The sequence below is a fragment of the Pseudomonas sp. ML2-2023-3 genome, assembly GCF_037055275.1.
Lineage (GTDB): Bacteria > Pseudomonadota > Gammaproteobacteria > Pseudomonadales > Pseudomonadaceae > Aquipseudomonas.
On sequence record NZ_CP146343.1, the window covers coordinates 2,693,565 to 2,719,276 of the forward strand.

At 57.7% G+C, this 25,712-nt stretch carries 23 protein-coding genes, 1 tRNA gene and 2 pseudogenes; 13 read left to right on the top strand and 13 right to left on the bottom strand.

The genetic code is table 11. The features are described 5' to 3' along the window. Positions 1-54: 54 nt before the first annotated feature. Positions 55-222 (bottom strand): hypothetical protein, encoded by a 168-nt coding sequence (locus V6P94_RS12555; protein ID WP_219261487.1) that lies wholly within the window; start codon positions 220-222, stop codon positions 55-57. Positions 223-446: 224 nt separating this feature from the next. Between V6P94_RS12555 and V6P94_RS12560 the strand changes: the two genes are divergently transcribed. After that, positions 447-1,136 carry a peptidase C39 family protein gene (locus V6P94_RS12560; RefSeq protein ID WP_405046671.1) on the top strand — a complete coding sequence of 230 codons (690 nt, stop codon included), beginning with the start codon at positions 447-449 and terminating at the stop codon, positions 1,134-1,136. Here V6P94_RS12560 and V6P94_RS12565 read toward each other — a convergent pair whose 3' ends face one another. Then, positions 1,137-2,420, bottom strand: coding sequence for an FAD-binding oxidoreductase (locus V6P94_RS12565; protein ID WP_133077231.1), 1,284 nt, complete (start codon positions 2,418-2,420; stop codon positions 1,137-1,139). Positions 2,421-2,604: 184 nt separating this feature from the next. On the opposite strand from V6P94_RS12565, the gene V6P94_RS12570 reads away from it, so the two are divergent. From V6P94_RS12570 to V6P94_RS12580, 3 genes are all read left to right on the top strand, one after another. Further along, positions 2,605-2,681 (top strand) — tRNA-Val (locus tag V6P94_RS12570). Between the two features lie 381 nt (positions 2,682-3,062). Beyond that, the gene (locus tag V6P94_RS12575) at positions 3,063-3,494 is read left to right on the top strand and encodes an SRPBCC family protein (RefSeq protein ID WP_133077237.1); all 432 of its coding nucleotides are present in this window, start codon (positions 3,063-3,065) and stop codon (positions 3,492-3,494) included. Further along, positions 3,484-3,912, top strand: a complete 429-nt coding sequence (locus V6P94_RS12580) for a MarR family winged helix-turn-helix transcriptional regulator (protein WP_133077238.1) — start codon at positions 3,484-3,486, stop codon at positions 3,910-3,912. The genes V6P94_RS12575 and V6P94_RS12580 overlap by 11 nt, the downstream gene beginning before the upstream one ends. A gap of 173 nt (positions 3,913-4,085) precedes the next feature. Here V6P94_RS12580 and V6P94_RS12585 read toward each other — a convergent pair whose 3' ends face one another. Beyond that, complete coding sequence (locus V6P94_RS12585) at positions 4,086-4,748, bottom strand: hypothetical protein (RefSeq protein WP_133077239.1); 663 nt, start codon at positions 4,746-4,748, stop codon at positions 4,086-4,088. A gap of 156 nt (positions 4,749-4,904) precedes the next feature. Then, a complete protein-coding gene (locus V6P94_RS12590) occupies positions 4,905-5,651 on the bottom strand; it encodes an outer membrane beta-barrel protein (RefSeq protein WP_133077240.1) in 747 nt (248 codons plus the stop codon). A gap of 216 nt (positions 5,652-5,867) precedes the next feature. On the opposite strand from V6P94_RS12590, the gene V6P94_RS12595 reads away from it, so the two are divergent. Together V6P94_RS12595 and V6P94_RS12600 are read left to right on the top strand one after the other, a co-directional pair. Next, positions 5,868-6,641 (top strand): ParA family protein, encoded by a 774-nt coding sequence (locus V6P94_RS12595; protein WP_133077241.1) that lies wholly within the window; start codon positions 5,868-5,870, stop codon positions 6,639-6,641. A gap of 38 nt (positions 6,642-6,679) precedes the next feature. After that, entirely contained in the window at positions 6,680-7,177 is a 498-nt protein-coding gene (locus V6P94_RS12600; RefSeq protein ID WP_133077242.1) for a GNAT family N-acetyltransferase, read from the top strand. Positions 7,178-7,202: 25 nt separating this feature from the next. Here V6P94_RS12600 and V6P94_RS12605 read toward each other — a convergent pair whose 3' ends face one another. The 5 genes from V6P94_RS12605 to V6P94_RS12625 form a co-directional block, all read right to left on the bottom strand. Further along, complete coding sequence (locus V6P94_RS12605; protein ID WP_338646735.1) at positions 7,203-8,504, bottom strand: MFS transporter; 1,302 nt, start codon at positions 8,502-8,504, stop codon at positions 7,203-7,205. A gap of 47 nt (positions 8,505-8,551) precedes the next feature. After that, positions 8,552-9,709, bottom strand: coding sequence for a tricarballylate utilization 4Fe-4S protein TcuB (tcuB, locus tag V6P94_RS12610; RefSeq protein ID WP_219261475.1), 1,158 nt, complete (start codon positions 9,707-9,709; stop codon positions 8,552-8,554). Continuing rightward, entirely contained in the window at positions 9,696-11,150 is a 1,455-nt protein-coding gene (gene tcuA, locus V6P94_RS12615; RefSeq protein ID WP_133077245.1) for an FAD-dependent tricarballylate dehydrogenase TcuA, read from the bottom strand. The genes tcuB and tcuA overlap by 14 nt, the downstream gene beginning before the upstream one ends. Before the next feature lie 168 nt (positions 11,151-11,318). Next, positions 11,319-12,254 carry a LysR substrate-binding domain-containing protein gene (locus V6P94_RS12620; protein WP_133077246.1) on the bottom strand — a complete coding sequence of 312 codons (936 nt, stop codon included), beginning with the start codon at positions 12,252-12,254 and terminating at the stop codon, positions 11,319-11,321. A 55-nt stretch (positions 12,255-12,309) separates the two neighbouring features. Beyond that, entirely contained in the window at positions 12,310-12,771 is a 462-nt protein-coding gene (locus V6P94_RS12625; RefSeq protein WP_133077247.1) for a GNAT family N-acetyltransferase, read from the bottom strand. 76 nt (positions 12,772-12,847) lie between these two features. Between V6P94_RS12625 and V6P94_RS25070 the strand changes: the two are divergent. Further along, positions 12,848-12,984, top strand: a pseudogene (locus V6P94_RS25070) (LysR family transcriptional regulator); the annotation flags it as partial. A gap of 18 nt (positions 12,985-13,002) precedes the next feature. Here V6P94_RS25070 and V6P94_RS12630 read toward each other — a convergent pair. Further along, on the bottom strand, positions 13,003-13,284 hold the full coding sequence (locus V6P94_RS12630) for a hypothetical protein (protein ID WP_133077248.1): 282 nt from the start codon (positions 13,282-13,284) through the stop codon (positions 13,003-13,005). A gap of 340 nt (positions 13,285-13,624) precedes the next feature. On the opposite strand from V6P94_RS12630, the gene V6P94_RS12635 reads away from it, so the two are divergent. The 3 genes from V6P94_RS12635 to V6P94_RS12645 are packed head-to-tail and all read left to right on the top strand — an operon-like array spanning position 13,625 to position 16,706. Continuing rightward, positions 13,625-14,446 (top strand): ABC transporter substrate-binding protein, encoded by an 822-nt coding sequence (locus V6P94_RS12635; RefSeq protein WP_219263260.1) that lies wholly within the window; start codon positions 13,625-13,627, stop codon positions 14,444-14,446. Next, complete coding sequence (locus V6P94_RS12640) at positions 14,443-15,288, top strand: amino acid ABC transporter permease (protein WP_326398230.1); 846 nt, start codon at positions 14,443-14,445, stop codon at positions 15,286-15,288. The genes V6P94_RS12635 and V6P94_RS12640 overlap by 4 nt, the downstream gene beginning before the upstream one ends. A gap of 35 nt (positions 15,289-15,323) precedes the next feature. Further along, positions 15,324-16,706, top strand: coding sequence for an LLM class flavin-dependent oxidoreductase (locus V6P94_RS12645; RefSeq protein ID WP_133078182.1), 1,383 nt, complete (start codon positions 15,324-15,326; stop codon positions 16,704-16,706). 158 nt (positions 16,707-16,864) lie between these two features. Here the strand turns inward: V6P94_RS12645 and gltP are convergent, their stop codons facing one another. The 3 genes from gltP to V6P94_RS12660 all read right to left on the bottom strand — a co-directional run bounded on the left by gltP (position 16,865) and on the right by V6P94_RS12660 (position 19,666). Further along, complete coding sequence (gltP, locus tag V6P94_RS12650; RefSeq protein WP_338646743.1) at positions 16,865-18,196, bottom strand: glutamate/aspartate:proton symporter GltP; 1,332 nt, start codon at positions 18,194-18,196, stop codon at positions 16,865-16,867. 607 nt (positions 18,197-18,803) lie between these two features. Then, positions 18,804-19,232, bottom strand: a complete 429-nt coding sequence (locus V6P94_RS12655) for a glycine zipper domain-containing protein (protein ID WP_133078184.1) — start codon at positions 19,230-19,232, stop codon at positions 18,804-18,806. Positions 19,233-19,459: 227 nt separating this feature from the next. Next, positions 19,460-19,666 (bottom strand): hypothetical protein, encoded by a 207-nt coding sequence (locus V6P94_RS12660; protein ID WP_133078185.1) that lies wholly within the window; start codon positions 19,664-19,666, stop codon positions 19,460-19,462. 351 nt (positions 19,667-20,017) lie between these two features. Between V6P94_RS12660 and bcsQ the strand changes: the two genes are divergently transcribed. The 3 genes and pseudogenes from bcsQ to bcsB all read left to right on the top strand — a co-directional run bounded on the left by bcsQ (position 20,018) and on the right by bcsB (position 25,709). After that, entirely contained in the window at positions 20,018-21,223 is a 1,206-nt protein-coding gene (bcsQ, locus tag V6P94_RS12665; RefSeq protein ID WP_326398229.1) for a cellulose biosynthesis protein BcsQ, read from the top strand. Then, a pseudogene (gene bcsA / locus V6P94_RS12670) lies at positions 21,220-23,442 on the top strand (UDP-forming cellulose synthase catalytic subunit). The gene bcsQ and the pseudogene bcsA overlap by 4 nt, the downstream one beginning before the upstream one ends. After that, positions 23,442-25,709 (top strand): cellulose biosynthesis cyclic di-GMP-binding regulatory protein BcsB, encoded by a 2,268-nt coding sequence (bcsB, locus tag V6P94_RS12675; protein ID WP_133078187.1) that lies wholly within the window; start codon positions 23,442-23,444, stop codon positions 25,707-25,709. Before bcsA ends, bcsB begins: the two are co-directional and overlap by 1 nt. The last annotated feature ends 3 nt before the right edge of the window (positions 25,710-25,712 follow it).

Sequence of the window (25,712 nt, forward strand, 5' to 3'; positions counted from 1 at the left end):
ATTGCTGTTAAAAAGCCGTCCACCCTGTATGGGGTGGACGGCTTTTTTGTGGAGTCAATGTGCGCTTGCTGCGCCAGTTACCGGTTTTTCAGGGGTGTCTTGCGGTTTGGCCTGCACCTGCGGATGGTGATGGCGGCTGATGCGCATCAGGCCCCATAGCATGGCGCCGGCAACGGCCAGCCAGCCTGTGATCAGCAGGAAAATAGTGATTATCGGGCTCATCAGTGCCTCCTTTGTCCCCTACGGGCTCAAACACACACTAAGCAAGGGACAGTCTAGTCTGTGCAGTGTTGCAGTCTATTGACCGAAGGTCGTGCTGGACTAACCGATTTGCTCTATCACGTCGATTGGGCTGTGGCTTAAGGCTATACCTTGCCTTATTGGCGCCCTATGATCGACGGCCGTGGCAGGCCTTGCGGTCTGGCGTTCATTCAAGGCGAGGGAATATGCAGGCTGTGACTGGATTGAGATCAGCACGAATGTGGCTGGCAGCGTTGTTTGTGTTTGTGTTTGTGTTGGCGATGGCGGGGTGTGCCAGTGTCGAGTCGCCCGAGTTTCGGCGTTTGCCGGAACGCGTCGAGCTCAATGGCGTTCCCTTTTTTCGCGGTAACGCCAATCAAGGCGCTCCGCAGACACTGGCCGGGATGCTCGGTGAGCAACGGATCAGAATCACCCCGGGCCTTTTGGTCAAGCCGCTGAAACTGCCGGGCGGCGAGGCGTCGTTGCAAGGCAACATAGAACAACTGGCCGCTGGCTACGGGTTGATGGTGTACCCGCTGGATACATCCCTGTCGGCGTTATTGGCCCAAGTAGCGGCCGGTTATCCGGTCATGGTGCGCTTCAGCGACGGAATGCTCTGGTCAGAGCCGCGCTATGCAATGCTGGTGGGTTACAACCGCGCCAAGGGTACGGTGTTGTTGCGGGCAGGCATGGAGCGTCGACGCGTGATGGACTTCAAGGCATTCGAGTCAGCCTGGAAGGATGCCGGGGGCTGGGCAGTGTTGATCCTGTCGCCGACACAATTGCCAGCCAATGTAGACAAGGCGCGCTGGTTGAAAGTGGCCAATGACCTGTCCCGCTCCGGTCAGGAGCAGGCAGGGGCCACGGCCATCAAGACTCTGGGGTCGCACAACTAGTTAGAAGCCGAACTTGTCCCGCAGGCTGTAGTACCACGCACCCAAAGCGGTCAGCGGCGTACGCAGCAGTTGCCCGCCGGGGAACGGGTAGTGAGGCAAGTCGGCAAAAGCGTCAAAGCGCTCGGCCTGGCCGCGCAGGGCTTCGGCCAGTACCTTGCCGGCCAGGTGGGTATACGTCACTCCGTGGCCACTGCAACCTTGCGAGTAATAAATGTTGTCACCGATGCGGCCGACCTGAGGCAGGCGCGACAGCGTCAGCAGGAAGTTACCCGTCCAGGCGTAATCAATTTTCACGTCCTTGAGTTGCGGGAAGGCCTTGAGCATTTTTGGCCGGATAATCGCCTCGATATTGGCGGGGTCCCGCGCGCCATACACCACGCCACCACCAAAGATCAGGCGCTTGTCACCGGACAGGCGATAGTAGTCGAGCAGGTAATTGCAGTCTTCGACGCAGTAGTCCTGGGGCAGCAGCGTTTTTGCCAGCTCTTCGCTCAGCGGCTCGGTCGTGATTACCTGCGTGCCGCAGGGCATGGATTTGGACGCCAGTTCGGGCACCAGATTGCCCAGGTAGGCATTGCCCGCAACGATGATGAACTTGGCCCGGACCTTGCCTTGGGGCGTATGCACCACAGGATTGGCGCCGCGCTCTATGCGAATCGCAGGTGACTGCTCGTAAATCTTGCCGCCCAGGGACTCGACCGCGGCCGCTTCACCCAGCGCCAGGTTGAGCGGGTGGATATGCCCGCCGCTCATGTCCAGCAGCCCGCCCTGATACTGGTCGCAGGCAACCACTTCACGAATCCGGCGCTGATCCAGCAGTTCCAGGGACGTATTGCCATAGCGTTCCCAGAGCTTCTTTTGAGCTTCCAGATGACCCATCTGCTTGCCAGTAATCGCAGCAAACACACCGCCGTCTTTCAAATCGCACTGGATCTGATACTTGGCCACGCGTTCACGAATAATCTTGCTGCCTTCGAAGGCCATATTCCCCAGCAGTTGTGCCTGCTTGGCTCCCACCGTGCGCTCGATCACATCGATATCGCGGCTGTAGCTGTTAACGATCTGGCCGCCATTGCGCCCCGAGGCACCGAACCCCACCTTCGCGGCCTCCAGCACGGCGACCGAGAAACCGGCCTCCAGCAAAAACAGCGCACTCGACAGCCCGGTGTAGCCGGCGCCGATTACACAGACGTCCACCTCAACCTCGCCCTGCAGGGCAGGGCGCTCAGGAGTCGGATTAGCTGAAGCCGCATAGTAGGACTGGGGATAGTGAGTGTTCGACATTCTGCAGCCTCTGTTTTATATTTTTTACGAGTGAAACCGATGCTACCTGAGTTGAAATCCCCCCGCCAGCCACTGGCGAATGAGCTTTTTTGCGGGAAAAATAAAAAATTCGACTATTCATAGGGTTAGCTGCAAAAAAGGTGTTGACACCCCTCCGCAAATCTATAGAATGCGACCCCACAGCAGGCACGTAGCTCAGTTGGTTAGAGCACCACCTTGACATGGTGGGGGTCGTTGGTTCGAGTCCAATCGCGCCTACCAAACAAAATCCGCTCTGCTGGGCGGTCTAGAAGGGCTCACCGAAAGGTGGGCCCTTTTTTGTTGTCTTCGATTTGCAAAACCCCCCACCTCAGAACGCCAAATCAGCTCCCACCTCCAGGTACTCGATACCTTTCCCTGTGTGCCCGTCCTGATAGTGTTTGGTCATCTTCGCGTCCGCGTGACCCATTGTTCTTTGGTCGAGCCTTATTCGTACCGCAAGGGTGTGCTGATCGTACTCGGGTCAGCGATGAGCATGCAGTCCAGCTTTGTACTGAACTTTGAGAATTTCGACAGCGTTCTCTATGCCAGATCAAGGCCTATGGTGTTTGATTGTAAATGCATTTACAATTATTCTAATGTGACTGACGCAAGGCAAAGGCCATGGAAATCAAAGAGTCTATTGAGATTAGATCGACCCCCGCGCAAGTGTTCCGTTTGTATAAAGATGCGGCGGGCTGGGCCGATTGGGACCCAGAGGTGAGCAATGCAAGCTTGCCCGGCGGTCTTGAGTTGGGCGCCAAAGGCTGGCTTAAGCCAAAGGTGGGACCCAAGGCCAACATTCAGATTGTCGAAATGACCGAGGGCAAGTCGTTTTCGGTGCAAAGCCGTTTGCCTTTATGCCGCATGGAATTCGGGCACCTGCTTACCGAAGTGGAGGGGGGCACTGTCGCAACCCACTGGGTTGAATTCTGCGGGCCGCTGAGTTTTCTGTTTCGATACCTGGTCGGTAGATCAATCCAGGCATCGATGCCCAACACGATGCAGGGGCTCAAGAAGTCTTGTGAAGCCCAGGCACGTTCCCGTGAGTGCTAATCAGGATGGTGTCGAGGGGCGCTGGAGTGGTTCCGTCTTTGCAGGACCAAACGACAGCCCTGGATTCCGGCTTTGGCGTGACTTTTTAGACTGGCAGCGTCAACTCAACGCTCGCTTGAAACCTTTGGGTCTTACCCAGCCACAGTTCGCCATCCTGGCTGTAAGTGGCTGGCTGACAAGAGAGGGCGAGCCGATTACTCAACATGGCATTGCCAGTTTTACCGGCATGGATCGCATGCATATTTCGCAAATCATTTCTCGTCTGGAAAAGGACGGGCTTATTGAAAAGCAAACAAACCCGCACGACCAGCGCGCAAACCTGGTTTCACTTAGCGAAGAGGGCCATCGTCGATTGCGTGTTGCGATACCTGTTGTTGAAGCCTTCGACAGTGAGTTTTTTCTAAAACCCAGCGTTTGAATGCCTGTTTGACAATCATCACGTGATGCCCCCGGGCCCGCCTTGTGCGGGCCTGTTCGTAAGGGACGCATATGTCGACTCCATGGCAACAACTGAATCTGACACCGGTGCTGAGCGCGCCAATGGATAATCCGGATCAAGCCAGAAGGGGCGGGATAGAAGGCATCATAAAATCAGCCACTGTTCTCAACGTTGTTTTTACAACCCGTCACAGTGGGATATGGCCGACACACCAGCATCATTTTGTCCTTCGGTTCGAATCCGTGATCAATCATGCAGCGTTGCACTTTGGCAGTGCGTCCGATGCTGGCAACTTCACGGTTCGACCCGAGTGGTTTCGGATATCCGCAGGCGTACATAACGGGTAGTGCTTCCTGATTATTGGCGTGTTGCATCGAGAAGTGGAGTGACGCGCCGGCTTTTCGCCAGGAGACTTGCATGTCTTCATACCGGCCAGAATCGGGTTTTATTGGATAAAAGCCTTCATCGGCTTCGAACGGCAATGCTTCAAGTTGGGACAAGCCAAGTGGATGACCATTTCTTTCTTCCACGCAGGCTGGAACATCGCTCATGACTTCACAAAATTCAAACCCGTCTTTGCGCGTAAAACCCAGGCGTTGCATGCACTGGAATTGAAGCACCCGTTCGTTTGTCGGTAAACGGTCCAATGAGCGTCCTACAGGGTTCCCACACTCTGCCATGGCCGCTTTAACGCCGTCTACGGAAGTAGAAGTGCGTTGCCACTGTGTGAACTCGGCTGAAGGCGGGCAACCGGTAAGCAACAATACCGTTGCGACCAGGGCAGGGAAGGTGATGATCTGACCGTTACGGAACATAGTGATCCTTACTTATGTCGGTCGAGGCGAATGCTGTTAAGTCTTTGGGCGCATTGACCAGGAAGAATGCTCGGTCCGAAAAGGTGTCACGCACACAGCGGCGAGGGCGCTGCGGCTGGTACAGGCCCCGTCAGCGACGGGGCCTGCCGGGTTGGATCAGAACGCCAGACCGACCTTCACGCCGAACTCGTCACGCTTGAGTTTGGTGTTGTCGGCAACCGGCGAATCTTCGTCGATCTTGTACTCGGTACGGGTGTAGTACACGCCCGCGTTGATCGGCATGTCACCGTTCTGGTTCATCAGCAGCGACACTTCTGCGTACGGGTTGGTACGGTCTTTCATGTCGACGCTGTCACTGCCGAAGTTGTCGACTTTCAGGCGTGCGCGGCCATCGATCGAGCGGCGGACACCCACTTCTGCGCGCAGGGTCGAGGTGTCGAACTGGTGGTTGTAACCCAGTGCAACCTTGGCAAATGGCGATTTAAGGGTCAGCTTTGTGTCGAGATTGTTGATTTCGGGCTCGAAACGGGTCCAGTTGTAACCGCCGCCGACAATCACGTCGACGAAGTTGCGCGCATCCAGCGCGGCGCGCCAGCCAAGGTCGAGATCGGCCTGGGCTTCCTTGAGCTTGTCGTCATTTTTCTTGCTGTATTTGACTTCACCACCGAGCTGGTAAATGAAGCCGGATTCGGCGGTCATCTTGTTGCCATAGTTGGCGAACACGCCACCCTGGGCCAAATGTTCCTTGTCGGACTTGCTACCGCCTTCGAACTCGAACGTGCTGTAGGAACCCAGTAAACCGATGGTGAAGAGAGGGTCGGTGCTTGGGGCGGCCGTCACTGCCAGTGGTGCGCTGAACAGCGCTAGGGCACAGGTGTGACGCAGCAGTTTTGCAGTAAGCATTAGCGAGTGTCTCCATGACGTTGATAAAAATATTGAGCGAGCGATTAGGTATAGCACTCCTGAAAAAGTTCAAAAACACAAACCAGAAAGCCAAACCCCGAGGTCGGAAGTCGTGGCGATGCCTGTCTTATACTTGAAACATTTTGTCGCGCAGAAACATTACTGAAATATTTCATTCTTATTATCAGGGGAGGATTTTCTCAAGGTATCTGTCTCATGCGCCGAGCTGTATTCAATCTGAAAGGGGGCGTTGGGAAATCCAGCATTGCCTGCAATCTAGCCGCTGTGAGTGCTGCTGAAGGCTATCGCACACTTCTGGTGGATCTCGATCATCAGGCTAACGCCACCCAGTATCTGACGGGGCTGGCAGGTGATGATATCCCTGTGGGGATCGCTGATTTTTTCAAGCAAACCCTCTCCAGCGGCCCGGCCAGCAAAAAGAATCGAGTCGCCATCACTGAAACGCACTATGACAACCTGCATCTGGTCACCGCGAACAGTGAGCTTGCTGAGCTCCAGTCAAAACTCGAGTCGAAATTCAAGGTCAACAAACTGCGCCGCTTGTTGGTGGAGCTTTCGCAGGATTACGAGCGTATTTATATCGATACGCCGCCGACTCTCAACTTCTATTCATACAGTGCGCTGATCGCCGCCGACCGGGTGTTGATTCCTTTCGATTGCGACAAATTTTCCCGGCAGGCGCTCTACAGCGTCATCGCTCAAGTGGCCGAGCTTCAGGCGGACCATAATGAGTCGCTGGTCGTCGAGGGCGTGGTGGTCAACCAGTTCGTAGGGCGCGCCAGCTTGCACCGGATGCTTATTGACGAATTGATCGCCGAGGGCATGCCTGTGTTGCCCAACTACTTGAGCAGCACCATCAAAATGCGTGAATCCCATGAGGCGTCCGTGCCTATGATTCATCTGGCGCCGCGGCATAAACTGTCACTGGAATATGTAAGCCTTTTTTCAGCGTTGGAGCGGGCGGGTTAACCCAAGAGCAAGGTTGATACTGTCCCGGATGAGCAACTATGCAGATACGCAAACTGACCCACGATGACCTGCCTCGCGTCAGCGCCCTGTGCCTGGACGCGTTCATGTTGGCAGTTGCGCCTTCGTTGTCGGCACAGGGTGTTGAAACCTTCGCCAGGGTGGCCGCAGTGCAGGCGTTTTCCGACCGCATGGAGGGCGACAACCTGATGCTTGTCTGTGTCGCTGATGGAGCGATAGCGGGGCTGATCGAGCTGAAGGAAGGACGCCACGTGGCGATGCTGTTTGTCGCGCCGGGATGGCAGCGTCGGGGCATCGGCATGCGCCTGATGAGCGCGGCACTGGAGCAGGCCAGAGGTGAAGCCGTGACCGTCAGTGCATCGCTGTCTTCGGTAACCGCCTACGAAAGCTACGGATTCAGCCTCGCAGGGGATGTGGGTGAGTTCGCCGGGCTGGTCTATCAGCCGATGGAGAAGCGCCTGCCCGAAACGAAAAGCGCTAACCGCCCCTGTGTCACTCAGACCCAACTCACGCCGTGAATGAGTGACACGTAGCGAGCCTCTGTTATACGGCGCTGACCGCTAGGGTTTTTTGCCGACGATACAGAATCGTTGTCGCAGTAAATCCGCACACTGCCGCGAACATCAGCCAGTACGCAGGGGAAGCTTTATCCCCGGTGGCCTGGACAAGCAGAGTCGAGATTGCCGGGGTGAAGCCGCCAAATACCGCGGTCGCCAGACTGAAGGCCAGGGAGAACCCCACCACACGCACATTTTGCGGCATCACTTCGGTCAGTGCCGCGACCATGGCGCCGTTGTAAATACCGAAGAAGAATGAGAAGTACAGCAGAACGGCAAGCAGTCGTTCGAAGCTGGCGGCTTCTGCCAGCCAGTGCATGGCCGGGTAGGCTGTGAAGATGCACAGTAAGGAAATCGCCAGCAACAGAGGCCGACGACCGATACGGTCAGACAGTGCGCCACCGATAGGCAGCCAGAAGAAGTTGCTGATGCCGACCAGCAGAGTCACCACCAGGCTGTCAGTGGTGCTCAGGTTCAGTACGGTTCTGCCAAACGTAGGGGTGTAAACCGTGATCAGGTAGAACGTGGTTGTGGTCATGGACGCCAGCAAACCGCCTGCCAGCACGGTGCGCCAGTTATCACGCATCGAGCGAAAAACCTCGCGGGTCGTTGGACGATGGTGGCGTGCCGTGAAGGCTTCGGTTTCTTCCAGTGAGCGGCGAATAATGAAAATGAACGGGATGATCACGCAGCCAATGAAGAACGGAATACGCCAGCCCCAGTCGGCGATTTCAGCGGCTTGCATGGTGGCGTTGATGGTGTAGCCCAACGCAGCTGCGACGACGATTAGAACTTGCTGACTGGCGGATTGCCAACTGGTGTAAAAACCGGTGTGACCGGGTGTGGCAATTTCCGCGAGGTACACAGAAACGCCACCCATTTCCGCACCGGCGGAGAAGCCCTGCAGCAGCCTGCCCAACAGCACCAGAATCGGTGCCGCTATGCCAATGCTGGCATAGCCCGGCACCAGGGCGATCAATACGGTACCGGCTGCCATGATCGACAACGTCACGATGAGCCCTTTGCGCCGGCCAACCTTGTCGATGTAAGCCCCCAGCACAATCGCACCCAGCGGACGCATCAGGAAGCCGGAGCCGAACACGGCAAAAGTCATCATGAGCGAGGCGAATTCGCTGGTGGCGGGAAAGAACGTCCGGGAGATGTAGGTCGCATAAAACCCGAACAAGAAGAAGTCGAACTGTTCGAGAAAGTTGCCGCTGGTGACCCGCAAGATGGCGCCCAGTTTGGACCCCTTGGCGCGGGGTGTTGTCGTTGTAGTTTTCATCATGGCTACCGTTGTGCTCACTATTGTTATTGGAATGAGTGACCTGACCGTCAGTCGCTGCCGGCGTTAATCGGGTTGGGTTGACGCTTTTCGATGGCGTGTTTGAGCAGTGCTGCGCTGCGGAAAATTCCATGGGCGAACTTGCTGTAGGGCATGGTCAGGAAAAACGCCATGACCAGTCCGAGATGGATAGCCAGCGTCAGGCCCAGTGCGCTGGTTTCGCGCAACGCCAGGAGCGCCAGGCCGCTTGCGCTGACCAGAAACAGCAGGGCGATGAAGCCCAGGTCCATGGGTTTTTGATTCACGTCGCCGTGGGCCGGATTGCGGCGCAGGTTCAACCAAAGCAGGCCTGCGGGGCCGATCAGCAGACCTATGCCGCCGGCAATGCCCAGCATCACGGGCAGGCTGGACACCGGATAAGGCGCCGACCACTTCAGCAGATAGTGATAAAGCGTGGCGACACCGGTTGCTGCGAAGCACAGCAGGAAGCCGTAGAAAGTGAGGTGGTGAAACCGGCGGCGCCACAGGGTGAATTTATCGTCGGCGTTGTTGCAGCCTTGGCCATGGCCGCCGTCCAGGTATTTGAGTTGTGCAACGTTGGCCGTCGCCTCCAGCGCCGCAGAGGTTTTTAACGGCAGGGAGGCTGCGGGTGGTGAGATGTTGTGCCAGAAGCGCCTTACACCCAGGGTCAGCGCAAGTACCGCAAAGCCGAACACCGCGCCAAACATCAACGCCAGGGTGTTGTGCGGGAAAATCCCGTAGAAGTTACCTCCAGGAATGGCGGTGAACAGGTTGCCCATGAGCATCAGGGTCAGGCATAGAAAGAGTGCCAGGCCCGCTCCCGACGCCAGTGCCAGTGTCAGACCGTTGCGCTGATACAACTTGCCCATCGCGCGTGGCCACGCGTATTCGGCGTAGGTATCAAGGCGTACCTTGGCCATGGCTTTCGGGACATTGACCTCGAATTCATGGGGGGCAGCGTACTGACAGGCGTGCAGGCATGCGCCGCAGTTATGGCACAGGTTCGCCAGATAATGGATGTCTGCCTGGGTGAACTCCAGGCGGCGTGTCATTGCCGGGAAAACCGCGCAGAAGCCCTCGCAATAACGACAGGCATTACAAATGCTCATCTGCCGCTGGACTTCACTTTCGTCAAGGTTCAGGACCGGGATCAGACCGCCCGACGCCGTGGGATCAAACAGTTGCATGTCGAGACTCCGTGTTCGCAGATAAAGCGCCAAAGCCCACCGAGGCAGCCGCTTGTGCACCGGCTATACGGCCGAATGCAGTGCCAATGGCCATGCCTATGCCGGCGGTGTATCCCTTGCCCAGTACATTGCCGGCCATCATTTCTCCGGCCACGAACAGGTTGGGGCTCGCCTTGCCGTTGAAATGCACGGCGGCGGTGTGGTCGGTTGCAAGGCCCAGGTAGGTGAACGTGACACCCGGTTTCAGCGGGTAGGCATAAAAAGGGGGTTTGACCAACGGCCGGGCCCAATGGGTCTTGGCAGGTGTCAGCCCCTGGGTGTGACAGTCGTCCAGCGCGGTGTGGTCGAAAGTGCCGACGCGACAGGCGTTGTTGTAGTCCTCGACGGTCTTGACGAATTGATCCTGAGGCAGTTTCAGCTGGCGGGCCAGGTCCTGCAGGGTATTGGCCGTGGTTCCGGGGAAGACGGGCGGCATGAAGCGTCCGATGGCCTGCTGATCGATGATGGAGTACGCCTGCTGACCCGGTTGTCCGGCGACCAGGCGCCCCCAGATCGCATAGCGCTTGGGCCAGAAATCCTCGCCCTCGTCATAGAAGCGTTCGCCCTCGCGATTGACCACCACCCCCAGCGAAACGCAGTCGATGCGTGTGCAGATGCCGCCGTCATACAGGGGCGCGCGGGCATCAATTGCCACCATGTGGGCCTGGGTCGGATCACCGATGACATCGGCGCCGAGATCAAGCATGCGCCGCAGCACAATGCCGGTATTGAATCGGGTCCCGCGGATCAGGAAGTTATCGGACGGCCATTCACCGCGTTCGTTCTGCCCCCACGCTTCGCGGAGCCACTCACGGTTGGACTCGAAACCGCCGCTGGCCAACACGCAGGCCCGGGCTTCAATACGTTCAGCCGCCACAGGCTGGCCATCCACTTCGTGCTCGCCAATGTGGGCGGCGACGAATTTATCGTCGTCCAGCTCAATGTCGGTGACTTGGGCGTTGTAGCGGATTTTTACACCGAGGCGTTCGGCGCTGCGGTAATACGCATTGATCAATGCTTTGCCGCCACCCATGAAAAAAGCATTGGTCCGCGCCACGTGCAGTGCGCCGGACAGGGGGGGCTGAAAATGCACGCCGTGGGAGCGCATCCAGTCGCGGCAGGTGGATGATGCACGGATAGCGATGCGCGCGAGTTTCTCATCCGTAATGCCGCCGGTGACCTTCAAAAGATCTTGCCAGTACTCTTCTTCCGGATAGGCATCGATCAGCACGTCCTGAGGCTCGTCGTGCATGCAGCGCAGGTTGCGGGTGTGTTGGGAGTTGCCCCCGCGCCAGATTTTCGCCGAGGCTTCCAGCAGCATCACGCTGGCGCCAGCTTCTCGCGCCATCAGAGCGGCGCACAAGGCTGCGTTACCACCCCCCACGATTAATACATCGATCATTATCGCTCCTCGATTTGCAAGGAAGCGGGAACGAGGTGCTCCTTGCGAGTTGAGGGCACGATAGAGGCGAGGGTGGAGGGCCGAAAGGCTGCTTTTGGCGCGGGGTGTTCAGTTTTTCTAAAGACTTACCGGTGCACGATGCCGCTCAGCTCGAGGTTGAACGGGGAATCAAGGGTCCTGTTCCTCAATCCACGTTGCGCCTGGCCACTGTTTGTCGACCACCAGTTGTCGCGCCACGTCGACGATGACCAACCGGGTTGCCAGCGCGGCTGGGGACAATTCGTCTTCAGCCAGTGTGGCCAGAAGGTTGCGTCGCCCCACATGGGGATCGGAAATTCTGACCAGTGAGAGTCCAGACTCGTCTTTCAATGCGGCGGCGGCGCCCGGTTGTATGGTTGCAGCATGACCGGCCCGGACGGCGTTCATCAGGACGGCAAGACCGTCCACTTCCATGATGACATTGGGTGTTAGCCCGAGCCGCTCGAACGCGTTCACCAAGCCTGAACGCAAGCCGTGCTGTGCACTGGGCATTACCAGCGGCAAGCTACCGAGGTCTGCCAACTGCACGCTGTCACCACACGGAGCCTGGGGCAGAGTGGGGGAGGCAATGACGAACAGCTTTTCGTCCAGAAGGGGTGTCACACTCCAGCGTTTCCCGCCTTCGAGCTGGAACAGAATGGCCAGGTCGATTTGTCTGGCGTTGAGCTGTGCAGCCAGGTGCCCGGATAGCATTTCTACCAGATGCAGCTGTATGTCCGGATACCGGGCACGCATTGCGTTGATCAACGGCAAGGCAAGAACGGTTGCGGTGGTGGGCGGCAGGCCCACGCTCACGTAGCCACTCATTCGCCCGCGATGGGCGGCCATGATGGCGTTTTGCGCTTGGCGCAGTGTCAGTTGGGCGTGGTGTAAAAACCCGAGGCCGGCGCTTGTCGGCGTCACGCCAGTGGTGGTGCGATTCAGAAGGCGGGTGCACAGCTCGCTTTCCAGCTTGGAGATCTGCTGGCTGAGGGCTGACACCCCAACGTCCAGTTCCAGTGCCGCCCGCCCGAGGCTGCCATGCTCGATGATTTTGACGAAATAGCGCAGCTGTCTTAATTCCAATGTCAGAGTCCCGCGAAACAGTTATTTGAATCCTGATCGTTTGCTGGCGCACAGGTCAGATCGAGTCTGGAAGCGTGAGCAGCTTTTCGAAATAGACGCGCTTGAATCCGTCTTCAGTGCGTTGCCCAACGTTTACATACCCGAGCTTGGGGTAGATCAGGAGATTGTCGGCCATCATCACATTGGTATAAAGCTGCACGGCCTGCATGCCGCGCTCGCGGCCGGCGCTTTCACAAAAGGCAATGAGCGATTTGCCCACGCCGCGTCCGGTTGCGCTGGGCAGGACGGCCACATTCTCCAGAAGGATATGCTCCTCCCTGGCATGAAACACAACGAACCCTTGAAAGGTGCAGTGCTCATCCGTCGCGACGTAGACAGCGCCAGCTGCAATCTGCGCGGCAAAATCAGCAACCATGGGCGCAGGTTTGCGCCCAATCGCTGGTACATAGCGCGCGTAAGCCTGTTCGGCGCAGTCCCGGATGTTGGGTTCATCGTGTGCTTCAGCTAGCCGGATCATGGCGGTCTCTCTGGTTGCCGGAATCTGATACTTCCCGACGGGCATCTGTGTCGCAACACGTTAGCCTACTTCCAGGGTCGTTATCCTGCCCCAGGGCCACCCGCTGGCGGCCATGGAGGATTTTCGCGGCGTGGCCTTCTCAACCTCGCGGGTCAGGACATCTATCGTCAGACCCTCGATGAGCACTTTCGCCAGGCCGGGAGCGACTGGCGCAGTGAAGCGGCGGGAGAATCAATGTGGCTTGAGGTCGGTCAGATAGCTGGCGATGTCTTCGCCGCGCTGCGCGAACTCTTCGACATCGTTTTCGTATGACGTGACGTCCCTCGGTCGGTACTCATGCAGGCAAAGCACAATGGCCTGCTGAAAGTCATCTGAGCTGATGTGTACGCCAAATTCATCGAATGCGCTTTTTAACGCCAGGTGAAAGCGTTGATCGTCCACTTGATCTCCGCTGTGCCATGTCTCTGCTGAGAGCCAGGGTTTCAACAACGTCTTGAGTTTTTCCGTATCCATGATGCTTTTCCTTCAATTGCCGAAATCGATGGCAAGTCTCTGCACATTCTTGCGCTGATCACCAAGGTTCTACCGGACTCTGGCGGTTATGCAATAGCACCTGGCCATGGAAATAAAATCCGTGTGACACGTATCGCGCTGGCAAGCCAGGGGAGGGCTCAGCGCCAACCCTGTTTAACCGCTCAAACCTGCGTCGAAGCGAGCAGCCTGTCTGGTGAGGTTTCAGTGTCATTCGATATAGCTCGAAGCGAGGTTTTTATTCCATAAAACAAGTACAAATGAGATTTATAGTACGTTTTAATCTATTCAAATGACTTTGAAATGATTGGAGTATTGGTCTTTGAAAACATCGGCGCTCTTACCTTTCGGCCTCGCTCTGCTCGCGACCTGTGCAACGGCTTTTGCGGGCCCCACCCTGGATCGCGTAACCCAAAAAGGGGAGATGACGGGCGTGCTGATGGAGAGCTATCCGCCATTCTCCTTTCTCAACGATCAGAACCAGCTGGACGGCTTTGACGTTGACGTCGCCAAGGCCGTGGCGCAGCGCCTGGGGGTCAAGCTCAAGCTGGAAACACCGTCCTGGGATGTCATCGCCGCAGGCCGCTGGAGCGGGCGTTACGATATCTGCGTGTGCTCGATGACCCCGAGTAAGGCCCGGGCTGAAGTGTTCGACTTTCCGGTCGAGTATTACCAGTCGCCGGCAGTGATCGTGGTGAACGCTAAGGATAACCACATCGTTGAAGGCAAGGATTTGTCCGGGAAAAAAGTGGGCGTGATCAGCGCGTCCACCTATGAAGCCTATCTGAACAAGGACCTGGTGATTGAAGGCGCCGAAGACAAGCCGTTGAGCTACCCGTTCGAGAATGTCCAGATTGCCCCGTACGACAATGAAACCGTGGCGTTCCAGGACCTGGCCTTGGGCAGCGGGGTGCGTCTGGATGCGATGGTCACCAATCTGATCACGGCCCGTGAGCGGATTGCCCAGGATCCGCGCTTCAAGATCGCTGGCCCCGCGCTGTACGCAGAACCCAACGTGGTGGCGATTGAAAAGGGCGATCCGCAGTGGAGTGCCAAGGTGACTGAAGCCATTGCCGGGCTGAAGGCCGACGGAACCCTGAGCAAGATTTCACAGAAGTGGATCGGTTCCGATATCAGCCAATGACAGCCCACAATCCACACCCCGCCAAGACACATTCACTCGCCAAGACCGAACCCCGTCGCTTGAGCCAGCTGTTTGGCTTTCGCACCCGGCTCTATCTGACGTGGGCGGTGCTGTTCGCTTTGTGCGTCATGTTCTTCATGAGCTTCGACCTGAAGCTGTCGATCATCCTGGATAAGTTGCCGAACCTGATGGGCCTGCACCTGGGCCCCAACGGCTTTCTGCAAGGCGCGGCGCTGACGTTGTTCCTGTGCTTTTGTTCGATCTGGTTGTCCTTGCTGCTCGGTTTTGTGACGGCGCTTGCGCGCCTTTCACGCAGCGCCGTGGCCTTTGGGATCGCGAGCTTCTACGCGTCATTTTTTCGCGGGACGCCGCTGCTGATCCAGATCCTGCTGATCTACCTGGGCCTGCCCCAGATCGGCATTGTTCCGGGGGCAATCAGCGCGGGCATCATTGCGTTGTCGCTCAATTACGGTGCCTACCTCAGCGAGATTTTTCGCGCCGGGATCATGGCCGTGGCCCCCGGGCAACGCCAGGCAGCGATGGCGCTGGGGCTGTCGCCGACGGCGACATTCCTGCACATCATCCTGCCGCAAGCCATGCGCACGATTTTGCCGCCGACCACCAGCCAGTTCATTTCAATGCTCAAGGACTCCTCGCTGATTTCGGTGATGGGCGTGTGGGAAGTGATGTTCCTGGCGCAGTCCTACGGGCGTTCGTCGTATCGCTACATCGAAATGCTCACCACCGCCGCCGTTATCTATTGGTTGATGTCGATCGGGCTCGAACTGGTGCAGAACCGCCTCGAGCGCCACTACGGCAAAGGGTTCATAAGTCAGCGGTAACGCCATCCTCTTAATTATTCTTCTCAGGTATCAAGATGTCCGATCCAAAACCTCTGTTGTTTGCGCTCTACGAGCAAGCGAGTGTTGGCTGTGGTGGCGCGCCAAGCCTGTGGACGCACCCGGCTGACGAGCGATTGAGCATCAATTCGCTCGGCTATTGGTCAAATCTGGCGCGTATTGCCGATCAGGCGCACATGGATATGCTGTTTTTCGGAGATGTTCTGGGCTTCTACGATGTATTTGGCGGCAATGCCGAGGCGGCCATGAAATGGGCCGTGGAAGCGCCGGCAAATGACCCGCTGATGATCATCCCGGCACTGGCTGCGGTAACTGAAAACCTGGCCTTTGGCGTCACGGTGACCACCAGCTACGAGCATCCCTTTACCCATGCCCGGCGCTTCAGCACATTGGACCATCTGACGGATGGCCGGATAGGGTGGAACATCGTCACTTCATACCTGTCCAGTGCTGCCCGAAACTTCGGGCTGGAGCAGATGATCAAGCACGATGATCGCTATGAGCGTGCCGAGGAATTTCTCGATGTGGCCTATAAGCTTTGGGAGGGCAGTTGGGCCGATGATGCCGTGGTTGCCGACAAGACGCGCCAGCTGTATGCCCGTGGTGATCGGGTTCGGCCGATCAACCATGCAGGCGAACATTATCGGGTGGCGGGTCCGCATTTGACGTCCCCGTCGCCGCAGCGAACGCCTCTGCTGATCCAGGCTGGCTGGTCAGGCCGTGGCCGGGCATTTGCAGCCAAGCACGCCGAGTTGATCTTTGTTGCCAAGTCCGACCCCCATGAGATTCGTCAGGGGCTGGAGGAAATCTGGGCCCAGGCCCAGGCGCTCGGTCGCCCGGCCGAAGATGTGAAGTCGCTGACAGTGCTGCGTATTGTGACCGCCAAAACGGAAATCGATGCTCAGCGCAAATATGACGAGCTGCAAAGCAATTATCACTTGCAGGCGCAACTGGTCAGTTATGCGGGTGATACCGGAATCGACATTAGCCGTTACGCCGACAGTGATGCTCTGTCTACTCACACCGAAGGCATGACGTCCTATGTGATGCGTGCAGATGGGAGTGGCAAGCCCCTGACGGCCGGTGACGTCAAACAGCGCTTTGCCAACGTCACACGTGGCAGTGACCTGATTCTGGTAGGCACCCCGCAACAGGTGGCAGACCGGATCGAAGAACACGCTCGCATCAGCGGTACCAGCGGCTACATGCTCAATCCGCTGATCAGCCCTGGCAGCCTTGAAGACTTTGTGGAGCTGATTATTCCCGAGTTGCAGAAACGTGGCTTGTATCGCACCGAACCTCAGCGCGGTACGTTCCGTTCACGGCTGCGGGCCGACGGCGCCAGTCATTTACCGGCGTCAGCGTATGGAGCTTCGTTCCGTTTTGATCAAGGGCGTTAGGTCAGCCGTTGTTGATTTGCGCGAGCGAAGTCCCTGTGGGAGCGGGCTTGCTCGCGATGCCGACGGTATGGTTTTTCAGGTACGTCGAAGTGATGCCAGCGCATTCAAGCCAGTTCCCTCAGGTTTTGTGAAGCTCACAAAACCTGAGGATCACTTTTTCAGGTGTTCGACACTTCCCCGGCCGGCAGCTGTTCCTTGCTGCGCCAGTGCGGCAGCGAGTTCCAGTAGCGCTCGCCCTTGGCGTCGTCGTACATGCCTTCCCAACGGGAAATTACCAGTACCGCCAGGGCGTTACCGATCACGTTCAGGGCCGTACGGGCCATGTCCATCACACGGTCAACACCGGCGATAAAGGCCAGACCTTCCAGCGGGATACCCACGCTGCCCAGCGTGGCCAGCAGCACCACGAAGGACACGCCCGGCACACCGGCGATGCCTTTGGAGGTGACCATCAGGGTCAATACCAGCAGCAGTTGCTGGCTGAGCGACAGGTCGATGCCATACAGCTGAGCGATAAAGATTGCCGCGATGCTCTGGTACAGGGTCGAACCGTCAAGGTTGAACGAGTAGCCGGTCGGTACCACAAAGCTGCAAATCGCTTTCGGTGCGCCGTAGGCTTCCATCTTCTCGATCACGCGCGGCAGCACGGTTTCGGAGCTGGCGGTGGAGTAAGCCAGTACCAGTTCGTCCTTGAAGATGCGCATCAGCTTGATCACGGAGAAGCCGAACAGCTTGGCGATCAGGCCCAGTACCGCAAAGGCGAAGAACAGGATGGCCGCGTAAACCAGCACCACCAGCTTGGCCAGTGGCACCAGGGAGGCGAAGCCGAAGTTGGCGACAGTCACGGCGATCAGGGCAAACACACCGATTGGCGCGTAGTTCATGATCATGTGAGTGACTTTGAACATCGACTCGGACACGCCCTGGAAGGTTTTCACCAGCGGGTCGCGCAGTTCGGCGTTCAGGCTCGACAAACCGAGACCGAAGAGCACCGAGAAGAAGATGATCGGCAGCATCTCACCGCGAGCCATGGCCGCGAAGATGTTGGATGGGATCAGGTTGAGGATGGTCTCGATGAACGCATGTTCATGGGTGACCTCAGCCGCCGTGGCCGCATACTTCGAGATATCGACTGTGCTCAGGGTGCTCATGTCGATCCCGGCACCTGGCTGGAACACGTTGGCCAGCACCAGGCCGACCAAAATCGCAATGGTGGTGACCACCTCGAAGTAAATGATGGTTTTAAAACCGATACGACCGAGTTTCTTCGCATCTCCCACGCCTGCAATCCCGACAACCAGTGAAGAAATCACGATTGGGATTACGATCATCTTGATCAGACGGATAAAGATATCGCCGGCAGGTTGCAGAACGTTACTGATCCACCAGGCCTTTTCAGCACTGAAATGGTTGAGCAGCGCGCCGATTGCAATCCCGAGGACCAGACCAATCAGGATCTGCCAGGCGAGGCTAAGTTTTGCCTTCTTCATATTATTTTTTTTCTACCTTTACTTCAGTTTGATGTAGGTAATTGCCTGAACAGGAACGTTCATTTACCGAAAAATCTGTGTAAATAGCCGGGATAGATCGCTTGGAAGTGGTGCTTGTCGCTCACTGGCAGACCGCTCAGGCGGCGCGACTATTCCAATGCCGGAGGGCGCCGTCTAATGCTGTAAATGCCTACCCTATGCTCAATGTGCATGGCATTAATCAAAAAAACGCATGGTTTAAAGCTGTTCGAATACGCCATTTCGGGAGGCATAAGTGCCGTGCACCGGCCCTTGCAGAAGACGTGACGCGTTTTTTGGCAGGAGAAATGAAGGGCTGGATCCAGGGGGTGTTTGAGCAAGCAACCTCGGCATAAAGGCGCAATTTATTCTGGTCGGATTTCGACGGGCTGGCGTGCATTCGCCACCTGAAGCCATCAAGGAGAGGGTTTTGCTATCTGGAGGTGCATGAGGAATGGGTGAAGCATCAGGAGCACTTTGAAAAAGCCTGACACTGAGTTGCAAAGTTGTGACTTAAGCGATTCCTGACTTTGTGGGAGCGAGCAAGGTCGCTCCCACACTTGAACAGCATTGCGACATTGAGCCTGGTTTATCGGCGGTGCTTGTTCTTCTTGTTTTTGTTTTTCTTGTGATGCTTGCCACCGGAGTTGTGCTTGCTGCCATCGTCGGCAAGATTGTTGCCTATCGCCCCGCCAGCGGCACCGCCAAGACCCGCGCCGATGGTGGAGCCAGTAGAGCCTCCCAGTCTGTTGCCGATGACCGATCCGCCGGCCGATCCGAGACCGCCACCAATGGCGGCTTCGGTTTTGCTGCCTCGTGGCGCGCCGATAGCACTCCCTGCAGCGCCACCGACCCCGGCACCAACGGCGGCCCCCGTGGACCCCCCCAGCTGTTGGCCCACGATATTACCCAACGCGCCGCCAACACCGCCTCCGACAGCGGCGGTTCCGTCACCGGCAGCCATTGCTCCTTGTGCAAACAAAAGGCCCAGAACTAGCGCAGGTAGTGTCATTCGCATCTTATATACCTCAATGGGCAGTAATCAGTGCACCCGCTACATTAGGGATGCCTGAGAATATAGACGGGGCGATAACCCCCAAGTTCTATGTTGGCAACCACTGTGGCTGATAAAGCTGTAACAAGCTATTGCGGCGACAGGTTCCAGTCTTTGTGGCAGCGTTGCTCTTGAGTGAACAGCAATAGCGCAAGGTGAGGGATTTATGTCAGCCGTATGAAAGCCTCCCTTCACTTGACCTCAAGTGCGGCCTGAATCTGATCAGCATACTTGCTCAGCCGATTGAGCTCTGATTGAAGCTGCCCGGCACTGCTTGAATTTAGAACCTTGGACTGGATCAAGGTTAAAGCCGCGGCAACAGCCAGTTCTCGTTGGCTCTGCGGGCTTGCGGCGCCAAAGGGGGTATCTCCCCTCAGGCCTTTGAAGTGCTCAGACATACTGTTCTCCTTATTTCTGATCCGCATTTCACTTTTTCCGACAACTTTATCCAGTGTAGAAGGATCGGTGCCCGCGTGAAGTGCTCAGAACCCGGATCCCGGTCCATCCGTCTGCCTGCACCAGGCCGGGGCAGTCGGGTCGGAGTATTGGTGATTTACACAGCGTCAGCAGCGCCAAATATAAATCCTGATTCGCGTCAATTAAATGGCTAATAAGTTTATTTGTTACGTGTTTACCAAGATACTAATCCTATTTCGTTCAATTTATTGACGATGCCATTGTGATGGCTTATTTTGGCGCGCTGCGGCTGGTCATGGGTCGTTAACAGTCAGAAAGCAGGAAGCCTTCCTATGAGCCACAAAGACGACATATCAAATCTATTCAGTAGATTTGGCGCGACTTCAGACAGCTATCACGAGTTCGAAACCCCGTTCGACTACCCGTGCGCAGCACCGCAAAAGATGCCGCTGCCTGCCGAGCCAGCGCCTTTGCCTGAAGTTGTGGCTCAAGTAATCGAGAACATGGCGGCCGAGCCGAAAATTGAACAGGCGCCATTCCGGTCGTTACCGTTTTCGGTGGTTACGCCGGGAGCGCAACCCGTCATGCAATCTGCAATGCCAGTCGTTGAGTCAGCGCGCCCCCAGCCTGAAGCACCATTGATGACCTCCGGGGACGTTGCAACCCCGTTGCGTAATCTGCTCGCCGAAGTCGCCCTTGCCCGCCAGGCCGAGATGCACGCCCAGGCACAGCTTGGGGCTCGTGTGCCGAAGTGCAAGGCACATATCGTGGCGCTGGTTTCGGCCAAGGGTGGCGTAGGCAAGTCAACTCTGGGCGCCGGGTTGGCCAGCAGCTTGTGTCTGGACGCATGCAAAGCCATCGCCATCGATCTTGACCCGCAAAATGCGTTGCACTACCACCTCGGGATTGAATCCGGTGTGAGGGGCATGGGCACTACGAGCGAGGATGGCACCACCTGGGCCGACAAACTTCAGCAGGGTTTCGACGGTGCTCAAGTGCTGCCGTACGGCGTATTGAGCGATGACGAACGTTGTGCCCTGGAACGGGACATGAGCCATGATCGCCATTGGTTGGCCCGGCAGCTGGCTCGCCTGAATCTGGATGAAAACGACGTGGTGATTCTGGACACACCGACCGGCCGTTCGATGTATCTGGAGCAAGCGCTGGATGTGGCTGATCAAGTGATCGTAGTCACCACCGCCGACGCTGCCAGCTTTGTTGCCCTGGATCAGATGGATCGCCTGATGGGCTCCGTCCCCACCCGTCCTGAGTCCCCGGCCTGCAACTACGTGGTCAATCAGTTCGATGCCACCCGCGAGTTTTCGCGGGACATGCTTGAGGTCCTCAAACGTCGTTTGGGCGGGCAGATGCTCGGAGTCGTTGCACTGGATAACACCCTGGGCGAGTCGCTGGCCTATGGTCGTAACCCGCTGGCTTCACCGAACGCATCTGCAGCCTGCCAGGATATGGCATGGCTGGGTAAACAACTCAAGGCCGGGTTTGAGAACGGCTCTGCTACAGCGATGTCCGCGCTGTGATCAAGACCAGCACTGAGCCGCCCGTTGTACAAAACCGTCTGCAACGTTGGGCGCAGTCCGTGGCTGATCGTATTGAACGATGGCCCGTTGTGGCACGCCGCGCGCTGACCATTGGCACGATAGCGTTCTGCACGCTTGTGGGCTTATTGATCGTCACCGCCCCGTTTGATTTCTATGCCCAGTGCATCTTTGCACTCGGTTGCTTTGGTGCGGCGCTGATATTGCGCAGGATCCCTGGCCGGCTGACCATCCTGATCATGATCTGCCTGTCGCTGACTGCTTCGCTGCGCTACATGTACTGGCGTCTGACGGCGACCCTGGACTTCGATGAGTGGATCGACATCGCGTTCGGCTACGGCCTGGTACTGGCCGAGCTTTATGCCTTGGTGGTGCTGATCTTCGGTTACTTGCAGACGGCATGGCCGCTGCGCCGCCAACCGGTATTGCTCAAAAGCCCGCCCAGCGAGTGGCCGGTAGTTGACGTGTTCATCCCGTCCTACAACGAAGCCCTCGATATTGTGAAGTTGACTGTCTTTGCCGCCCAGGCCATGGACTGGCCGCAGGACAAGCTGCGGGTCCACGTGCTCGATGACGGGCGTCGCGAAGACTTTCGCGAGTTCTGCGAGCAGATCAATGTCAACTACATCACCCGTGACAACAACCGGCATGCGAAGGCCGGGAATCTCAACGAAGCGTTGCAGATCACCAGCGGTGAGTTCGTGGCGTTTTTCGATGCCGATCACGTGCCGACCCGTTCGTTTTTGCAAGTGAGCATTGGCTGGTTTCTGAAAGACCCGAAGCTGGCGATGCTGCAAACGCCGCACTTTTTCTTTTCCCCGGACCCGTTCGAAAAGAACCTCGATACCTTCCGCTCGGTACCGAACGAAGGCGAGTTGTTCTATGGCCTGGTCTAGGACGGCAATGACCTGTGGAACGCCACATTCTTCTGTGGCTCATGTGCTGTGATCCGGCGCAAGCCGCTGATGGAAATTGGCGGGGTCGCAGTAGAAACCGTGACCGAAGATGCCCACACCGCGCTCAAACTCAATCGCGCCGGCTACAACACGGCGTATCTGGCCATTCCCCAGGCGGCGGGCCTGGCGACGGAAAGTCTGTCGAGCCACATCAGCCAGCGCATTCGCTGGGCCCGGGGCATGGCGCAGATTTTCCGCACCGACAATCCGTTGTTCGGCAAGGGTCTGAACCTGGGGCAGCGCCTGTGCTACCTCAACGCGATGCTGCACTTCTTCTATGGTTTGCCGCGCCTGGTATTTCTGACGGCGCCGCTGGCCTTCCTGTTTTTCGACGCGCAGATTTTCCACGCCGCGGGGTTGATGATCATGGCCTATGCATTGCCCCATATCTTCCATGCCAGCCTGACCAACTCCACCATTCAGGGGCGCTTCCGCCACTCGTTCTGGAACGAGGTCTACGAGACCGTACTGGCCTGGTACATCATGGGGCCGGTGCTGGTGGCGCTGGTCGATCCCAAGCATGGTGGTTTCAACGTGACCGACAAGGGCGGGATCATCGACGAGAAATTCTTCGACTGGAAACTCGCCCGCCCATACATCGTGCTGTTGACCCTCAACCTCGCGGGCATGGCCTACGGGATCGCGCGGCTGGCAATGGGGGAGGAGGGCGCCACAACCACGGTGCTGATCAACCTGATGTGGACGCTCTACAACGTCATCATCACCAGTGCTGCAGTGGCAGTGGCCAGCGAAACCCGACAGGTACGTGCTGAGCCGCGGGTAGCAGCCAAATTGCCTGTGCGCCTGACCTGTGCCGATGGCCGTGTGATAGAGGGTGTAACCCAGGACTTTTCGCAAAAAGGCATGGGTTTGATTTTGCCGGAAGGCGTCAGCTTGCCTCAGGGTGAGCAGGTACAGATTTCCCTGTTTCGCAATCAACACTCGAGTGTGTTCCCGGCAGTGGTCGTGTTCAGTCGCGGCGAGTTGGCGGGCGTGCAGTTTGATGCCCTGACCTTGCGTCAGCAGAGTGACCTGGTACGCCTTACATTCTCCCGCGCCGACACCTGGGCTTCGACCTGGGGCAGCGGGCAGGTCGATACCCCGCTTGTCGCCTTGCGTGAGGTCGGTCGTATCGGCCTGCGCGGTATCCACGAACTTTTCAAAGCCTCGGCCATGGAAGTGCGCAGCTTGCTGCGCCGTCGCCGCGTCACCCCTTCCACGCTAGACAATGTCCTGGACAAGTGATGAATTCAACGTCTTCAGCCTTCGCCGCCTTGCGCGATCTGCGCCGCGCGCTGGCCCGCCTGACGTGCGCCTTGCTGGCTTTCAGCGCTGGCGCTGCCAGTGCCCAAACCCTGTCTGCGGCCACGGCGCCCGGAGCGAAAAGCTACACCGTTACCCTCAAGCAATTGGGCCGCAATTATCCGATGAACCTGCGTGGAGTGGAGGCGACAGACAGCGTCAGCTTCGATGTGCGGGCCGACTCGATCGTCACCGGCGCCAGGCTGAACCTGCAGTACTCCTACTCCCCGGCGCTGCTGGCGGAGCTGTCGCAAATCAACGTGCTGGTCAACGATGAAGTGGCCGCAAGCCTGCCATTGCCCAAGGACAAGGCCGGGCAACTGCAGCAACAGGTTGTAGAGATCCCGGCTCATCTGATTACCGAGTTCAACCGCCTGAGCCTGCAATTTATCGGGCACTACACCATGAGCTGCGAGGACCCCCAGCACTCCAGCCTGTGGGCCAAGATCAGCAATGCTTCGGAGTTGGGCATCGACGTATCGCCGCTGGCCTTGCCTGACGACCTGTCGATTATCCCGCTGCCGTTTTTTGATCGTCGCGATGCCCGTCCCCTGGACTTGCCGTTCGTGTTCGCCGCTGCGCCCGACAATGCCACGCTGGAAGCCGCCGGAGCCCTGTCGTCGTGGTTGGGTGCCCAGGCCAGCTATCGTGGTGCGCGGTTCTCATCGGGTTACAACCGGATTCCGGCCAGCGGCAATGCCGTGGTGCTGGTCAGTGGCCCGGATGCCCTTCAGATCGACAGCCTGAGCCTGCCGCCCGCCAAGGGCCCGACCCTGACCGTAATGACCAACCCCAATGACGCCAATGGCAAGTTGCTGGTCGTCAGCGGTCGCGACGGAGCTGAGCTCAAGCGCGCAGCAACGGCGTTGGTGCTGGGCAATCAGGCCTTGTCGGGCAATAGCGTTGTCATCGACCGCCTGGATGTGGTGCAGCCACGCAAACCCTATGACGCACCGAACTGGTTGCCCAGTGATCGCCCGGTAAAACTGGGTGAGTTGTTGCCAGCCAAGGAACTGGCGGTGTCCGGCTACAACCCGGGCGACATTACCGTACCGCTCAACTTTGCCCCGGACCTGTTTACCTGGCGCGAAGGCGGTGCGCCGTTGAACCTCAAGTACCGTTACACGCCTCAAGAGAAGTCCAACAACTCATCGTTCATCATCAGTTTCAACGATGCGCTGATTCAGTCGCAGAACCTGCCGTCCCAGGACAAGCTTCCGAGCGGCGTACTCAGCGCGCTGAAGTCCGACGACAGCCTTGGCCGCGAAACCACCGTGATGCTGGCGTTGAACTCGACTGCCCTGCAGTCACGGCTGCAGCTGCGATACATGTTCGATTACATCAAGCAGGGGGAATGTAACGACATCATCATCGACAACATGCGTGGGGCCATTGACCCCGAGTCGACCATCGATGTGAGCGGCTACGACCACTTTATCGCCATGCCCAACCTTGGCGTGTTCAAGGATGCCGGATTCCCGTTCACCCGCCTGGCCGACTTGTCGCAAACAGCCGTGGTGTTGCCGGATAACGCAGGCACCGCGGACCTGGATGCCTACCTGACTGTACTTGGTCGTTTCGGCAGCTCCACGGGTTACCCGGCCACCGGCGTACAGGTGATCCAGGCCGCGCAGGTTGGGAGCGCTGCGGACAAGGACTTGCTTGTGCTGGCATCCGGTGCCAATCAGCCGTTGCTGACGCAATGGGCTGATCGTCTGCCCGCTGCCGATGGCGAAGGACTGCAGAGTTTTCATCTGTCCGACCTGCCAATGCGGGTACGTGACTGGTTCAGCCCCGACCCTGAAGCCAATCTGCGCAGAACCCGGCTGGCGATGGCATTTTCCGGTGGTGCGCGCAGTACCTACCTCACCGGATTCGAGTCACCGCTCAAAAACGGTCGCAGCGTCGTGGTGATCGCCAGTGGTCAGCCCCAGGGCCTGGCCGACGCGACCAATGCCCTGATCGGTGGTGAGGATTACACCCAGTCGATCCAGGGCAGCCTGGTGGTGGTACGCGGTAAAAATATCGAGCCACTGGTTGCGGACGAGCAGTACTACGTCGGTAGCCTGGGCCCGATCAAATACCTGCAATGGCTGATGTCGCGCCACGTGGTACTGGCGCTGATACTGACCGGCCTGGGTGTGATCCTGCTCAGCGGTCTGGCCTATCTGGCATTGCGCGCGCGTGCCAACAAGCGTCTGGGCGGCTGACAG

What these genes read in the sequence shown, in the direction of transcription:
- V6P94_RS12645 (WP_133078182.1), top strand. Translation starts at nt 15,324, where the DNA reads ATGTCCGATCCAAAACCTCTGTTGTTTGCGCTCTACGAGCAAGCGAGT.
- V6P94_RS12565 (WP_133077231.1), bottom strand. Translation starts at nt 2,420, where the DNA reads ATGTCGAACACTCACTATCCCCAGTCCTACTATGCGGCTTCAGCTAAT.
- bcsQ (WP_326398229.1), top strand. Translation starts at nt 20,018, where the DNA reads ATGAGCCACAAAGACGACATATCAAATCTATTCAGTAGATTTGGCGCG.
- V6P94_RS12555 (WP_219261487.1), bottom strand. Translation starts at nt 222, where the DNA reads ATGAGCCCGATAATCACTATTTTCCTGCTGATCACAGGCTGGCTGGCC.
- V6P94_RS12630 (WP_133077248.1), bottom strand. Translation starts at nt 13,284, where the DNA reads ATGGATACGGAAAAACTCAAGACGTTGTTGAAACCCTGGCTCTCAGCA.
- V6P94_RS12590 (WP_133077240.1), bottom strand. Translation starts at nt 5,651, where the DNA reads ATGCTTACTGCAAAACTGCTGCGTCACACCTGTGCCCTAGCGCTGTTC.
- V6P94_RS12575 (WP_133077237.1), top strand. Translation starts at nt 3,063, where the DNA reads ATGGAAATCAAAGAGTCTATTGAGATTAGATCGACCCCCGCGCAAGTG.
- V6P94_RS12655 (WP_133078184.1), bottom strand. Translation starts at nt 19,232, where the DNA reads ATGCGAATGACACTACCTGCGCTAGTTCTGGGCCTTTTGTTTGCACAA.
- gltP (WP_338646743.1), bottom strand. Translation starts at nt 18,196, where the DNA reads ATGAAGAAGGCAAAACTTAGCCTCGCCTGGCAGATCCTGATTGGTCTG.
- bcsB (WP_133078187.1), top strand. Translation starts at nt 23,442, where the DNA reads ATGAATTCAACGTCTTCAGCCTTCGCCGCCTTGCGCGATCTGCGCCGC.
- V6P94_RS12595 (WP_133077241.1), top strand. Translation starts at nt 5,868, where the DNA reads ATGCGCCGAGCTGTATTCAATCTGAAAGGGGGCGTTGGGAAATCCAGC.
- V6P94_RS12600 (WP_133077242.1), top strand. Translation starts at nt 6,680, where the DNA reads ATGCAGATACGCAAACTGACCCACGATGACCTGCCTCGCGTCAGCGCC.
- V6P94_RS12660 (WP_133078185.1), bottom strand. Translation starts at nt 19,666, where the DNA reads ATGTCTGAGCACTTCAAAGGCCTGAGGGGAGATACCCCCTTTGGCGCC.
- tcuB (WP_219261475.1), bottom strand. Translation starts at nt 9,709, where the DNA reads ATGCAACTGTTTGATCCCACGGCGTCGGGCGGTCTGATCCCGGTCCTG.
- tcuA (WP_133077245.1), bottom strand. Translation starts at nt 11,150, where the DNA reads ATGATCGATGTATTAATCGTGGGGGGTGGTAACGCAGCCTTGTGCGCC.
- V6P94_RS12640 (WP_326398230.1), top strand. Translation starts at nt 14,443, where the DNA reads ATGACAGCCCACAATCCACACCCCGCCAAGACACATTCACTCGCCAAG.
- V6P94_RS12585 (WP_133077239.1), bottom strand. Translation starts at nt 4,748, where the DNA reads ATGTTCCGTAACGGTCAGATCATCACCTTCCCTGCCCTGGTCGCAACG.
- V6P94_RS12625 (WP_133077247.1), bottom strand. Translation starts at nt 12,771, where the DNA reads ATGATCCGGCTAGCTGAAGCACACGATGAACCCAACATCCGGGACTGC.
- V6P94_RS12605 (WP_338646735.1), bottom strand. Translation starts at nt 8,504, where the DNA reads ATGATGAAAACTACAACGACAACACCCCGCGCCAAGGGGTCCAAACTG.
- V6P94_RS12560 (WP_405046671.1), top strand. Translation starts at nt 447, where the DNA reads ATGCAGGCTGTGACTGGATTGAGATCAGCACGAATGTGGCTGGCAGCG.